15 protein-coding genes are annotated in these 13,578 nt (G+C 70.0%); 12 read left to right on the top strand and 3 right to left on the bottom strand.

Going from position 1 to position 13,578, the window contains the following annotated elements; all coding sequences use genetic code 11:
- Positions 1-30: 30 nt before the first annotated feature.
- Both LT971_RS11615 and LT971_RS11610 read right to left on the bottom strand, forming a co-directional pair.
- On the bottom strand, positions 31-297 hold the full coding sequence (locus tag LT971_RS11615) for an HAH_0734 family protein (RefSeq protein ID WP_237007098.1): 267 nt from the start codon (positions 295-297) through the stop codon (positions 31-33).
- Between the two features lie 25 nt (positions 298-322).
- Positions 323-1,666, bottom strand: a complete 1,344-nt coding sequence (locus LT971_RS11610; protein WP_237007097.1) for a hypothetical protein — start codon at positions 1,664-1,666, stop codon at positions 323-325.
- A 148-nt stretch (positions 1,667-1,814) separates the two neighbouring features.
- On the opposite strand from LT971_RS11610, the gene LT971_RS11605 reads away from it, so the two are divergent.
- From LT971_RS11605 to LT971_RS11570, 8 genes are all read left to right on the top strand, one after another.
- Positions 1,815-2,096 (top strand): 50S ribosomal protein L44e, encoded by a 282-nt coding sequence (locus LT971_RS11605; RefSeq protein WP_237007096.1) that lies wholly within the window; start codon positions 1,815-1,817, stop codon positions 2,094-2,096.
- A gap of 2 nt (positions 2,097-2,098) precedes the next feature.
- Complete coding sequence (locus LT971_RS11600) at positions 2,099-2,272, top strand: 30S ribosomal protein S27e (protein WP_089668252.1); 174 nt, start codon at positions 2,099-2,101, stop codon at positions 2,270-2,272.
- Positions 2,269-3,069: a translation initiation factor IF-2 subunit alpha gene (locus tag LT971_RS11595; RefSeq protein WP_237007095.1), complete on the top strand. Its 801-nt coding sequence runs from the start codon at positions 2,269-2,271 to the stop codon at positions 3,067-3,069. The genes LT971_RS11600 and LT971_RS11595 overlap by 4 nt, the downstream gene beginning before the upstream one ends.
- Complete coding sequence (locus tag LT971_RS11590; RefSeq protein ID WP_237007094.1) at positions 3,069-3,251, top strand: RNA-protein complex protein Nop10; 183 nt, start codon at positions 3,069-3,071, stop codon at positions 3,249-3,251. The genes LT971_RS11595 and LT971_RS11590 overlap by 1 nt, the downstream gene beginning before the upstream one ends.
- Before the next feature lie 4 nt (positions 3,252-3,255).
- Positions 3,256-4,008 carry a proteasome assembly chaperone family protein gene (locus LT971_RS11585; RefSeq protein WP_237007093.1) on the top strand — a complete coding sequence of 251 codons (753 nt, stop codon included), beginning with the start codon at positions 3,256-3,258 and terminating at the stop codon, positions 4,006-4,008.
- A gap of 274 nt (positions 4,009-4,282) precedes the next feature.
- Positions 4,283-5,110, top strand: coding sequence for a plastocyanin/azurin family copper-binding protein (locus LT971_RS11580; protein WP_237007092.1), 828 nt, complete (start codon positions 4,283-4,285; stop codon positions 5,108-5,110).
- A 94-nt stretch (positions 5,111-5,204) separates the two neighbouring features.
- Complete coding sequence (locus LT971_RS11575; RefSeq protein ID WP_237007091.1) at positions 5,205-5,804, top strand: J domain-containing protein; 600 nt, start codon at positions 5,205-5,207, stop codon at positions 5,802-5,804.
- A 97-nt stretch (positions 5,805-5,901) separates the two neighbouring features.
- Positions 5,902-6,597: a metallophosphoesterase gene (locus LT971_RS11570; protein WP_237007090.1), complete on the top strand. Its 696-nt coding sequence runs from the start codon at positions 5,902-5,904 to the stop codon at positions 6,595-6,597.
- Here the strand turns inward: LT971_RS11570 and LT971_RS11565 are convergent.
- Complete coding sequence (locus LT971_RS11565; RefSeq protein WP_237007089.1) at positions 6,589-7,863, bottom strand: NAD(P)/FAD-dependent oxidoreductase; 1,275 nt, start codon at positions 7,861-7,863, stop codon at positions 6,589-6,591. The two genes, LT971_RS11570 and LT971_RS11565, sit on opposite strands and share 9 nt — an antisense overlap.
- 99 nt (positions 7,864-7,962) lie before the next feature.
- On the opposite strand from LT971_RS11565, the gene LT971_RS11560 reads away from it, so the two are divergent.
- The 4 genes from LT971_RS11560 (at position 7,963) to LT971_RS11545 (ending at position 13,546) form a co-directional block, all read left to right on the top strand.
- Positions 7,963-9,159, top strand: coding sequence for a threonine synthase (locus LT971_RS11560; protein WP_237007088.1), 1,197 nt, complete (start codon positions 7,963-7,965; stop codon positions 9,157-9,159).
- A 130-nt stretch (positions 9,160-9,289) separates the two neighbouring features.
- Positions 9,290-10,240 (top strand): TAXI family TRAP transporter solute-binding subunit, encoded by a 951-nt coding sequence (locus tag LT971_RS11555; protein ID WP_237007087.1) that lies wholly within the window; start codon positions 9,290-9,292, stop codon positions 10,238-10,240.
- A gap of 131 nt (positions 10,241-10,371) precedes the next feature.
- Positions 10,372-10,866, top strand: coding sequence for a DUF1850 domain-containing protein (locus LT971_RS11550; RefSeq protein WP_237007086.1), 495 nt, complete (start codon positions 10,372-10,374; stop codon positions 10,864-10,866).
- Entirely contained in the window at positions 10,859-13,546 is a 2,688-nt protein-coding gene (locus LT971_RS11545) for a TRAP transporter permease (protein ID WP_237007085.1), read from the top strand. The genes LT971_RS11550 and LT971_RS11545 overlap by 8 nt, the downstream gene beginning before the upstream one ends.
- Positions 13,547-13,578 lie beyond the last annotated feature (32 nt).

Below are 13,578 nucleotides of genomic sequence, written 5' to 3'. Positions count from 1 at the left end.
CGTAGACCCGAGAGAGACAGAGACGAGAAGTCAGACCGCGAGGTCGCCGGCGCGCTTCTTGACGGTGACGTCCTCGGCGTCGACGGCCGTGACGTCGAGCCAGTGAGGGACGAAGTTGCGCTTCTCGTAGTCCTCGAGTTCGTCTTCGTCGCCGGCGATACACCAGAGCTGGACCTCGTCGGGGCCGTGCCAGTCGCCGTTCCGGGTGACCTGGAAGAGGTGTTTCTCCTCGCCGTCGACCTCGACGATGCCTTCCCGGCGGACGTCGGCGTCGCCGTGGATGATGAGCCGCTCCATGCGCCGGGGTTCGGCGTAACGCGGATTAAACGCTTCGAAGCCCCCCTGCGACGGTGCCCCCGAACCAGTACGCGGGGTGGGCGAGGACGACGAGCACGGGGAGCCAGGCGACGAGCAGCGCCGTCGGTCCGAGCGTGGCGACGACGACGACAGCCGGTGCGAGGACGGTGGCGAGCCGGCGCCAGCGGCCCGTCGAGGGGCGGTCTCGGGTCGCACCGAGCACGACGAACGCGCCGAGCTGAGCTGCGAGGGCCCCTGCGGTGACTGCTCTGCCGACGGTCCACGATGCGACCTCCGGGTGTGCGAGCGCGCCGGCGACGGCGCCGAGCGCGCCGAGCGCGACCGGGAAACCGACTGCTGCCGCCGCGAGGCCGCGAGCGGTCTGGAGCCGCTCGGTCGCCGCGAGCGCACCGACGACAGTGGCGGTGAGCGCGACGAACAGCGCGATCGTCGTCGGGAGCTCGAGGTACGTGGAAACCCCACCCGTGGCGACGAGCGCGACGGCAGTGGCCCCACCCGCGGTAGCGACGACGGTGCCGGTTCGGGCGGTACCGACGGTCGGCACACGCGCGGCGAGCGTGCGCGTCGACCACAGCAGTCCGGCGAGCACGGCGAGCGTCGGCGCGAGCACGATAGCGGCGTACTGGAGGAACGCCGGCCCCGTCTCGACAGCGAGGGCGACCTGCGTGGCAGCGGTGGCGAGGAGTCCGTCGTCGGCGGCGTACGCGACGAGGACGTCGTCGACGTGGTCGCCGCTCGTCCACGTGGTCACGGGCGCGTCGGCGGGCCCGTGCGTGACGGCGTGGGCGGTCGGTGCGTGCAGGCGGACCGCGTCGGCGTCGACCTCCCAGCCGGTGGTCCTGCCGTCGGCGAAGGCGTCGACGACGACCACGCCGCCCGGCGAGGTGTGCGCGACGCCCGGTGCGTCGTACTGGATTCGGACGGTGTCGCCGTCGGCAGTGAGGGTGGCGGCTGTCGGGACTGGCGCGATGCCGGCGGTGGCGTCGGGGTCGTCGCCGGCCGCGAGTTCGGCGATGACTGCGTCGGCGTCGGCGGCGAGCCAGTCGGCGTCTCCGGAGCCGACAGTCAGGTCGACGGTCACGCGCGCGCTCCCGTTCGCGGCGACGTGGACGTTCATCGTGGACGCGTCGACCGTGACGTCGTCGCCGCCGGCGGCTGCTGCGGCGTCCTCGAAGCTCGTTCCGCAGGCGCCACAGGCGTCCGTCGGCGGCGGCGCCGCCGCGGCCGGCACGGCAGCGCCGGCGGTGAGGACTGCCACGGCGACGGTGACGGCGGCGAGGAGGGAGACTGTCGCGGCGAGGCTGACGCTCGCTGTAGGTGAAAACCAGCGTGGGGAGGGCGGTGACACGTTCGCTGGGTCGCGGCGACCTGTGAAAAGGCTGACTCTCCGTGGCGGGTGGAGTTCCCCCGGAAGTCTCGGGCGTCCCGCCGCCCCCGAACCAAACGGATTTTAAACAGCCGAGTCATAGCGAGGGACAACAGAGCTGATTCCGCCTATGGAGATGCCACGCCGATTCAACAGCTACTGCCCGAACTGTGACGAACACCACCAGCTCGAGGTCGAGAAGGTCCGCTCCGGCCGCTCGTCTGGCATGAAGTGGGACGCTCGCCGCACGAAGCGCGCGAACGCGTCCATCGGGAACCACGGCCGGTTCTCGAAGGTCCCGGTCGGCAACAAGCCGACCAACCGGACCGACCTGAAGTACCGCTGCAGCGAGTGCGGCAACGCCCACCTCCGCGAAGGATGGCGCGCCGGTCGACTGAAGCTCCAGGAGTAACTATGTCCGGAGGATTCTACAAAGTCGAGTGTCCGGATTGCGAGAACGAACAGACCGTCTTCGGGAAGGCCTCCACGGAGGTCGCCTGTGCCGTCTGCGGGACGACGCTCGCGCGTCCGACCGGCGGCGAGGCCGACCTCCTCGGTGAGGTCGTCGAAACCGTCGAGGCCAGATGAAGTACGAGGGCTGGCCCGACGAGGGCGAACTGGTCGTCGGGAAGGTCGACGACATCGAGGACTTCGGGGTTTTCGTCGACCTCGAGGAGTACCAGGACAAGCGCGGACTGGTCCACGTCAGTGAGGTGGCCAGCGGGTGGATCAAGAACGTCCGCGACCACGTCAACGAAGACCAGACCGTCGTCGCGAAGGTCCTCGACGTCGACACGGAGTCCCAGCAGATCGACCTGTCGCTGAAAGACGTCAACGACCACCAGCGCTCCGACAAGATCCAGGACTGGAAGAACGAGCAGAAGGCCGACAAGTGGCTGACGCTGGCGTTCGGCGAGGACATGGCCGACGACCAGTTCCGCCGCATCGCGAACGGCCTGCTGGCGGACTTCGGGAGCCTCTACGACGGCTTCGAGCAGGCGGCCATCCACGGCCACGAGGCCCTCGAGGACACCGAGCTCGACGACGACGAGGTCGACGCTGTCGTCGAGACCGCCCGCGAGAACGTCTCCGTGCCGTACGTCACGGTCACGGGGTACGTCACGCTGACGTCGCCGGACGCCGACGGCGTCGACGACGTGAAGGCGGCGCTGCAGGCGGCCGAGGGCAACGGCGAGGTCCCCGACGAGGTCGACCTCGACGTGACGTACGTCGGCGCGCCCGAGTACCGGCTGCGCGTGCAGGCGCCGAACTACAAGACCGCGGAGACGCAACTCGAGGAAGCCGGCGACCGCGCGGTCGCGGAGATCGGCGAGGTCGGTGGGAGTGGGGAGTTCCACCGGGAGCGCCAGCTCGACGACGAGTAATGAAGTCAGACATCCGGGTGTGTGCGTCGTGGCGCGACCGCCACGACCGCCCGGTGTACACGCTTTCTGCGACGTGTCCGGAGTGCGGCGGCGACGTGGCGAACAGCGCGCCGGCGCCGTTCGACCCCGAGGACCCACACGGCAGGTACCGACGCGCTCTTAAGGAGCGCCGCCGGGCCTAGGCGTATGGACGAAATCAGCACGGAGTGGGTCGCGGAGCCGGAGCTCGACGACCCCGCGTTCGTGGAGGGGCTGCCGGGTGTCGGTCACGTCGGCAAACTCGTCGCCGAGCACGTCGTCGAGGAGGCCGACAGCCAGCTCGTGTGTCGCGTGCACAGCGAGCACTTCCCGCCACAGGTCACCGTCGACGACGACAGCGTCGCGGAGCTGGCGGCCGCCGAGATTCACGCCGTCGAGACCGAAGGCCGGGACCTCCTCGTTCTGACGGGCAACCACCAGGCGCAGGACAACGTCGGCCACTACCGCGTGACCGACGCGTTCCTCGACGTCGCCGAGACGTTCGACACGACCGACGTGTTCGCGCTCGGCGGGGTCCCGACGGGCGAACTGGTCGAGGAGCACGACGTCGTCGGGTCGGTGTCGGACGCCGACCTCAAGGAGGAGCTGGCCGAGGCAGGCGTGGAGTTCCGCAGCGAGGAGCCCGCGGGCGGCATCGTCGGCTCCAGCGGCCTGCTCGTGGGGCTGGGCGGCAAGCGCGGGTTCGACGCGGTCTGTCTGATGGGCGAGACCTCCGGCTACCTCGTCGACCCGAAGGCCGCGAAGGTTGTCCTCGCGGTGCTCGAGGAGCTCCTCGGGTTCGACGTGGACGAGGAGGCGCTGGACGACCGCGCCGACGAGATGGAGGAGGTCGTCTCCCGCCTGCAGGATATGGAGGACGGGCCGAGCCCCGGCGACGAGGACCTCCGGTACATCGGCTGAAGGCCGGACAGCTGGGCGGGGACAGTGTCGCCCGCCGTCCGCAGCGAAGAGCTGACACGTTCGTTTCATAAACGCCGTCTTTCAGCGGCTTCTCCGGGAGAAATCGTGGCTTAGGGTGGCGAGAGAGGAAGCGCCGGGGACGGTTCGCCGTCGCCTCGACCGCCGCAGACGTGTGTCGTTGCTGTGACTACTGGCGGACCCGTTTCTGTCGGCGAGCGCCCGGCAGAATATTACTACTAATAACATTCATTCTGGCGGGCGAGATTGACAGTGGATGTCCCGAGATACCAGCGACCCGACCGAGGAGGCGAACAGCACGCTCGCGGACTGGTCGCGGCGAACCCTGCTGAAGGCCACGGGCGCGAGTGTCGCACTCGCCGGGCTCGGCGGTGCGAGCGTCGTCGGCACAGCACAGGAAGACGACGGCGACGGGGACGACGGGGACGAGAGCGGGGAGGAGGAGGAGGAGGACGGCGAAGACGGTGACGACAGCAGCTTCGTCGAGGACCTCGTCGACCCGACGTGGGGCTACCCGCTGGCGGCGGACGAGACGGACAGCGTCGACATCGACACCGTCGTCGAACTCGTGACCGAAGAGGGCGAAGGGGTCCACGAGAACTTCCCGCTCAACCCGGAGAGCGGCGAGCCGTTTCCGCTCGAGTTCTACTTCGACCCGGCCGGGATACACGTCCCGCCCGGCGGTGTCGTTCACTTCCTGTCGGCGGCCGGCGAGCACACGGTCACGGCGTTCCACGAGAAGTACGGCATTCCACAGCGGCCCGTGCCGAACCGGATTCCGGACGGCGTCGAGGGGTTCACGTCGCCGCCCATCGTCGACGGGGAGTCGTGGCTCTACCAGTTCGAGGCGGCCGGCGTCTACGACGTGCTCTGCCTCCCGCACCTGAGCTTCGGGATGGTGATGCGGGTCGTCGTCGCCGACCCGGAGACGACGGACCTCTCCTCGGAGGCGTTTGCGATGTCGGCCCCGGAGAACCTCCCGGCGAACGTGACACGGGTCCTCGGCGCCCCGGAGCTGGACCCCGCGAACGTCGTCGAGCAAGAGACCGTCGCCTGGGCGGACCTGACGCTAGACGAGCAGTAGCCGCTACGTCCCGGTCCCCGCTGTCCGACGGTCCAGCCGGTCGGTCCCCGCCACCGGCGAACGATTCTTCTCCAAGCAGCCCCCAGTGGGTGGTGTGTTACCCGGCTGGCTCGCCTGGGGGCTGGCAATCACCGGCTGCGTCACCGTGTTCGTGGCTGCGGTGTTCGTCGCCGGCGAGCGGCTGTTCCCGACGGAGCCCGTGGCGACGGCGTCGTCCGCGCGGTCCGGCGAGTGGAAGCGCCGCGCCGAGATCCGCGAGTACCTGCGCGCCATCGGCGAGCCGTTCGCGGAGGACCACTTCGTCGCGGGCCGGCACGTCGCCTTCTACCTGCCACGGCGGGACGTCGCGGTGACGTTCGACGCGCCAGCCTACTTCCGCATCCGGAACTCCGAGACGCACGCGGTCCTCGCCGAACACGAGCTACCGGGGTGGGCGCTGGGCGGCCGGCTGCCGTTCGAGACGCCGAGCGCCGGGGACCTGTTCGACGACGCGGCCGGCGGCGGCGAGCAGGGCGAGCAGCAGTCGGTCGAGGACGCCTTCGAGTTGCTCGGCGTTCCGGCGGGTGCCAGCGACGCCGAACTGAAGGCGGCGTACCGGGAGCAGGTCAAGGAGTCCCACCCGGACCACGGCGGCGACCGGGAGACCTTCGAGCGCGTCCGGGAGGCGTACGCCACGGCCACGCAGGCGTCCTGAGTGTGGCCGCGACGGAGCGCTCCGGCGTCGGGTGGGTGCGTGCGTCGGTCGCTCGTGGACCGCCGCGCCTAACTCGCCGGACGCCCGAGTGGCGGACGTGACACAGACGCCGGACTGGGTGGTGTTCGGACGTCGCGTCGCCTACCTCCCGGCGGCCGACGCGCTCGTGTTCGCCGACGTGCACGCCGGCAGGGACGCGGCCTCGGACGTGGCGCTCCCGCTGGGCGAGCGCGAGGACCTCCTCGACCGGCTCGCCGACCACCTCGACCGCTTCGAGCCCGCTCGGGTGGTACTGGCGGGCGACCTCCTGCACGTCCACGGCTCGGTGCCCGACGGCGTCCGCGACACCGTGGACGAGCTGGTCGCGGCCGTCGACGACGCTGACGCCGCGCTGGACGTGCTGGCCGGGAACCACGACACGATGCTGGACGCCGTCGCCGTTGACGCCACCGACAGCGTCGAGCTCGAGGACGGCACGGTGGTCTGCCACGGCCACGAGGAGCCGCCGACCGGCGCCGACCGCTACGTCGTCGGCCACCAGCACCCCGCCGTCGAAATCGAGGGTCGGCGCCACCCCTGTTTCCTCTACGGCCCCGGCCAGTACGAGGACGGCGACGTGCTCGTCCTCCCGGCGTTCACGCGACTGGCGGCGGGCACGCCCGTCGAGACGCTCTCCGACGGCACGGCGGTGTCGCCGCTGCTGGCCGACCCGGCGGCGTACCGCCCCATCGTCGTCAGCGAGGGCGAGGCGCTCGGGTTCCCCGCCCTCGGCGACCTGCGCGGGCTACTGTAGGTCCGCGCGGACGGCATCGGCCGCCGCCAGCCCGCTGTCCATCGCGCCGTTTATCGAGGAGTTGTGGGTGTAGTCGCCGGCGAGGTACACCGGACCGTCGGGGTCGCGGGCGTCCGGCAGCGTCTCGTGGATGCCGGGCGGCTGCGCGAACTGCGAGAACGGCACCCGGTGCGTGTGCAGCACCTCGAACTCGCCGAGGGAGGCCTGCGGGTACCAGCCGGCGACCGTCTCGCGGGCGGCCGCCGCGAGGTCCGTCGACGGCCGGTCGGGCGTCCCGAGCGTCGTCACGGCGACGAGCTCCCGGCCCTCGGGCGCGTACTCGGGCGCGACGCCGGACATCGGCGCGACGGTGTTGGGCACCGCGCTCTCGGCGTTGAGGTGGATGCGGTCGCTGTCCGCCAGCGGGTGGCCGGCGGGCAGCGCGACGTGCTGGGTGACACAGCCCTTCCACTCGGTCGGGACGGCGTCGACGCCCGTGAGGTCGCGGGCCGAGTCGGGGTCCGCGGCGACGACGACGGCATCGGCGTCCACAGTCTCTCCCGGCACTTCGACGGTGGCGTCGCCGCTCTCGCCGTCCACCACCTCCACGGGCGTCTCCGTCTCCACGGTCACGCCCGCGTCTCGCACGCGGTCGGCGAGCTGGTCGGTGACGGCGCCCATCCCGTCGGCGGGCACGACCGTCTGTCCCTCGGCGAGCAGCTTGAACGTGAACTCGAAGACGCGCTTGGAGGTGGACAGCGACCGGTCCAGCGTGATGCCGCCGTAGAACGGCCGCACGAACCGGTCGACGTACCGCTCGGAGAACCCCCGGGCGGCGAGGTACTGCTCGATGGTCGCGTCCTCGTCGCTCCAGATGTCGTCGAGTGACTTTCCGGCGAGTTCGCGCTTCAACAGCAGCGTCCGGAGTTTGTCCGCTGTGGACACCTCCCGGTTCAGGATGGAGGGGACGAGCGCGCCCGGGTCGCGCAGCGGGTCGCCGAGCACCGCCCGCTGGTCCCCCCGGCAGATGACTGCGCCCGGCGAGAACGACCGCAGGTCCAGCGCCTCGTAGTCGAGTTCCCGGCGCGCCGCCGGGTACGACGTGAACAGCACCTGGAACCCCCGGTCGAACGTGAAGCCGTCGGCGTGCGTCGACCGCACCCGGCCACCGACCTCGGGTTCGCGCTCGAACAGCGTCACGTCGAACCCGTCCTCGGCGAGGTGTCGCGCCGCCACCAGCCCCGCCAGCCCTCCGCCCGCCACGACTACGTCCTCGTCGTCGGTCATGGCTGGTCGTTTGTCCGGTGTCGTCATCAACGTGGGTGCTTCCGGCGCGGGCGTGCCGGAAGGGACAGGGCCTTTGTCCGGGCGTCCGAACCCCGGAGTATGGAGACGACGCCGGCGTTCGAGGGGCTGGAGTGCGTGGACTGCGGGGAATCGTTCGAGGCCGAGGCGGCCACTCACCGGTGTCCGGAGTGCGGCGGTATCCTCGACCCGACGTACGACTTCGACGCAATCGACGTGGACGCCGAGACGTTCGAGTCGCGGCGGTTCGACTCGATGTGGCGCTACGAGGAGCTGTTGCCGTTCTCGCGGGAGTCTGCCGTGTCGATGGGCGAAGGCGGGACGGCGCTCGTCGAGTGCCCGGGGCTGGCCGACGAACTGGGCGTCGGGGAGCTCTACATCAAAGACGAGGGCCGGAACCCGACGGGGACGTTCAAGGACCGCGGGCAGACCGTGGCGGTGACGGCGGCGGTCCAGCACGGCGCCAGTGACGTGGCGCTGGCTTCGGCGGGGAACGCCGGGCAGTCGGCGGCAGCGTACGCCGGGCGCGCCGGCCTCGACGCACACGTGTTCCTGCCGTCGCGAGCGGGCTTCACGAACAAGGCGATGGTGAACGTCCACGGCGGCGAGATGAACGTCGTGCAGGGCCGCATCGGCGACGCCGGGGCGGCCTACGAGGACGCGATGGACGAGCACGGCGACGACTGGTACTCGGTGAAGACGTTCGTGACGCCGTACCGCCACGAGGGCAAGAAGACGATGCTGTACGAGACCGTCGAGCAACTGGACTGGGAGACCCCCGACCACGTCGTCTACCCGACCGGGGGCGGCGTCGGGCTCGTCGGGATGCACAAGGCCGCGACGGAGCTTCGAGAGCTCGGCATCACCGAGGACCTGCCCGCGATGTACGCCGCGCAGGCCGAGGGCTGTGCGCCCGTCGTTCGGGCGTTACAGGAGGGGCGGGACGTCCACGAGCCGTGGGACGCGCCGGACACCATCTGTGGCGGCATCGAGATTCCCGACCCCGGCGCCAGCCCGCTGATTCTGGACGCGCTCCGGGAAAGCGACGGCGGCGCGGTCGCGACCAGCGACGACGAGATTCTGGAGGCGGGCACCGCCGTCGCCAGCCGCGCGGGCGTGGAGATGGGGGCGACCTGCGCGGCGGCGGCGTCCGGCGCGTGGGAGCTCGCCGACCGGGGCGCGTTCGGCGAGGACGACACCGTCGTGCTCCTGAACACGGGCACCGCGAACAAGGACGCGGACGTGCTGCGGTCGCACCTGATGAGCAAGGGCATCTGAAGCACCGACGGTACTGGTCGGGCCCGTTTCGGGAAGCGAAACCCGGATTTCCTCCCTACCGGCCGTAAGACCGCCTTACTCCGGGTACACGCTAAATAACCATACGGACGAGACCCGACCTACGGACCGTATGTCAGATAACCGTACACGTCGGCGGTTCCTGCAGGCGGCAGGATTCACGGGCGTCGCAGCCCTCGCTGGCTGCCTCGGCGGCGACGGCGGCGGCGGTGGCACGCGACTGTCCTGGCACGCTGGCGGTCAGGGCGGGACGTACTTCCCGCTCTCGAACGAGGTCAAGACGGTCGTCGAGGACAACACGGACTTCACCCTGAACGTACAGTCGACCGGCGCCAGCGTCGAGAACGTCGGCAGCCTCGCCGACGAGGACGCCGACTTCGCGCTCATCCAGAACGACATCGCGTTCTTCGCGAAGAACGGCACCGGCATCGACGCCTTCCAGGACGACCCCGTCGAGAACATCATGGGCGTCGCCACGCTCTACCCGGAGACTATCACGCTGCTGACGCTCCAGACCACGGACATCGAGACGGTCGGTGACCTCGAGGGCGCCACCATCAACACGGGCGACCTCGGGTCCGGCACGCAGGTGAACGCGCTCCAGATTCTGGAGGCCGTCGGCGTCGAGGACTTCGAGGAACAGAACGCGTCGTTCTCGCAGGCTGCCGACCAGCTCCGGAACGGCGACATCGACGCGGCGTTCGTCGTCGGCGGCTGGCCGGTCGGCGCCATCGAGGAGCTCGCGAACACGAACGACATCCACATCATCCCCATCGAGGGCGAGAACCGGGAAGCCGTCAAGGACGCGGCGTCGTGGTTCGCCGACGACACCATCCCGGGCGGCACGTACTCCGGCGTCAGCGAGGACGTCGAAACCGTCTCCGTGCAGGCGATGATTGCGACCCACGACGGCCTCGAGAACGGCACCGTCGAGGATGTCACGGCCGCGATCTTCGACAACGTCGACGACCTCACCATCAAGACCGACTTCATCAGCGCCGACTCCGCCCAGGACGGGATGTCCATCGAACTCCACCCCGGCGCCGAAGCCTACTTCGGCTGACGCCACCGCGACGACCGCCCCGGTACGGCTCGTCTCGCGCGCCCGCTCGCTGCCGGGCGCTCACACCCGTCGCCCGGGCGGCGTCGACGCCATCGAGAACGGTCAGCGAGCCGGCGCCCACGCACATTCGAATGCAACGCTCCGGACAGGTCGTCCTCGTCCTGGTCGCGCTCGCCGTCGCGACAGCGACGGCTGCGGCGGCCGTCCCCGGCGAGCGCGTCCTCGTCGTCGAGGACGCCGAGACGGGGCAACAGTACCTCACCGTGCCCGTCGAGGACGGGTCGACCGTCGCACTGGAGTACACACACAGCGTCGAGCAGTCCAGAGTCTACGACGGGTACACCGTCCGCGGGGACCGCCTCGAGATGACGCGCATGGAGTTCGAGTCCTATGGCTGGGGGCTGCCGGCCGGCGCGAACGTCACCGAGGAGAACGGCACGTTCGTCTACGACCCGCCGGGGAACACGACCAGACTCACCGTCGCCCCGGGTCGGGTCGCCGGCCACGAGCTCCACGTGGACGGCGCGACCTACGACCTCGTGGCCGTGAGCGACGCGGAGTCCGTCGACGTCCACCTCGTCCACCGGACGCTACTGACAGAGACTCTCCACAGCATCTATGGCTAACGAACAACCGACAGACGACACGCCCGACGCGGACTCGGTACTGCAAGAAATCGAACGGAAACGCGACCTCGAGGGCGCGGCCGTCGTCGCGGTGGCCGCCGTGGGCATCGCGTTCTCGATCTTCCAGATGTGGCTGGCCGCCCGCGGGTCCGTGCTCTCCGTGACACTCCCCGTCGTCGGGGAGTTCGTCCTCGCGAGACTCCAGTTGCTCCAGATCAACGCGATACACGTCGCCTTCGCGCTCGTGCTGGCCTTCCTGCTGTACCCTGCCAGCACCGGCGACGGCCCGTTCGCGCGGCGCTGCGTCGCGCTCGCCGCCGGCCTCGAGGACCGTCTCGGCGCCGACCACCCGGTCACGCGGGCCGTCCGGTCGATAGGGGGGTTCCTCGCGTGGGCGGTCGTCGACGAGGACCTCAACCACATCTCGCCCATCGACGTCGTGTTCGCCGGGCTATCGGCGCTCGCGGCGGCGTACTTCGTCACCGACTTCTCCGAGATCCGGACCATGCGGCGGTTCGGTCTCGAGGCGGGCCGGCCGGTACAGGAGGTTTTCACGTTCCTCGAGCCGGTTTCGGTGCTGTTCGGGCCGCTCGCCGACACGTCCTACGCGTTCGTGCTCGGTGTCGTCGGCGTGTTGCTCGTCCTGGAGGCGACCCGTCGCGCCATCAGTCTCTGGCTGATGGTCATCGTCGGGATGTTCGTCGTGTACGCGCGCTTCGGCTACCTCATCCCGCTGAACGCTCAGTACGTCGGCGTGCTCTCGATTCCGCCCTTCGACTGGGCGAGCATCGTCCAGAACCTCTGGTACAACACGGAGAACGGCGTGTTCGGCATCCCGGTGACGGTGTCGGTGCAGTTCATCTACATCTTCATCCTGTTCGGGGCGTTCCTGGAGATGTCGGGCGCCGGCCAGTGGTTCATCGACCTCGCGTACGCCGCTACCGGCACCCGGAAGGGCGGCCCGGCGAAGGCCTCCATCCTGGCCTCCGGCTTCATGGGCACCATCTCGGGGTCTTCGATCGCGAACACCGTCACGACCGGCGCGTTCACGATTCCGCTGATGAAGCGCTCCGGCTACCGCCCCGAGTTCGCGGGCGCCGTCGAGGCGTCGGCGTCCTCGGGCGGCCAGATTCTCCCCCCTGTGATGGGGGCGGCGGCGTTCCTCATCGTCCAGTACACGCAGACGCCGTTCGCCGACGTCATCGTCGCCGCGACCATCCCCGCCATCGTGTTCTTCTTCGGCGTCTGGGTGATGGTGCACTTCGAGGCCAGCAAGGAGGGCATCGGGGGCCTCGACGCCTCGGAACTCGTGGACATCCGCTCGCACCTCGTCGCTGGCTGGTTCTACCTGGTGCCCATCGGCCTGCTGTTGTACTTCCTCATCATCGAGCGGCTGTCCGTCGCGCGGTCGGCGTGGTTCACGCTCGTCGCCATCGGCGCGCTGATGGCGCTCATCGCCGCCTACGGCGACGAGACCCGGTGGCTGCTCGCCGCGCTGCTGGCGCTGCTCCTCGGCGGGACGTTCCTCTCGGAGTGGCTCGTCGGCGGCAGCCTCGTCGCGGCGGCCACGGGTGGCGGCACCGGTGCGATGTCTCCGGACGCCGCGCTGGCGGCGATGCTCGGTGACGTCGGCTGGCTCGCCATCGCCGCCGGCGTGCTCACGATGGCCATCCACCCGCAGGCCGACGCCAGCCGCCTGAACTTCGACGAAGCGGTCGACGACGCCGCCGACATCACCGCAGCGGAGCTGGGCCGCCCGTCGCTCACCGAGAACGGGCTGTTCAACTACGGCGTGTTCACGCTGAAGTCCATGGAGGACGGCGCCCGGACGGCCGTACCGGTCGTCGTCGCCGTCGCAGCCGCCGGCATCATCCCCGGCGTCATCAGCATCTCCGGACTGGGCCCGAACCTGGTGGCGCTCATCCGGTCGGTCGCCGGCGGCTCGATAGTGGTCGTGCTCGCCATCACCGCCGTGTCCTCGATCATCCTCGGGATGGGGATGCCGACGACGGTCACGTACATCATCCTCTCCGTGCTGCTCGCGCCGGTGTTGACACCGTTCGGTATCCCCGAACTGGCGGCACACCTCTACATCCTCTACTTCGGTGTCATCGCCGACATCACGCCGCCGGTCGCCGTCGCGGCCTACGCCGCCTCCGGCATCGCGAAGTCCGACGCCTTCCAGACGGGCGTGGAGGCGTTCTCGCTGTCCCTGAACAAGGCCATCGTGCCGTTCGCGTTCGTCGTGACCCCCGGCATCGTGTTGCTGCGGCGCAACGAGGGCGACCTGCCGGTCGGCGACCAGTACAGCGTCGTCGGCATCCCCGACCTGCTGGACGTGTGGTACTCGGTGCCCGAGATTCTGCTCCCGGTGGTCGGCGTGTTCCTCGGCGTGATTGCGCTCGCCGCGACCGTCATCGGCTTCGTGTACACGGACGTCGGTCGGACCGAGCGCGCGGTCTACGCACTCAGTGCACTGCTCCTGATGGCGCCCTCCATCGCCGTGTCAGCGGTCTACGATGTGCTCGGCCTGCTAGGGGTGCCGGCCGGCGAGACGAGCATCGCGCTCGACCTCCTGTTGCGCGGCGTCGGGCTGGTCGTGTTCGCTGCGTTGCTCGCGCGGAACCGCCGGGCGAGCCGCAGCACGGCACCCGCCACGGAGCCGGCGGAGTCCGCGTAATCCCCCGCTCCGGCCTCGTTTTGCGGTCGTAA

The organism is Halobacterium rubrum, from assembly GCF_021729015.1.
GTDB classification, from domain to species: Archaea; Halobacteriota; Halobacteria; order Halobacteriales; family Halobacteriaceae; genus Halobacterium; species Halobacterium rubrum.
The sequence above is the reverse complement of the archived record's forward strand: the minus strand, read 5'-3'. Positions and strand labels throughout refer to the sequence as shown.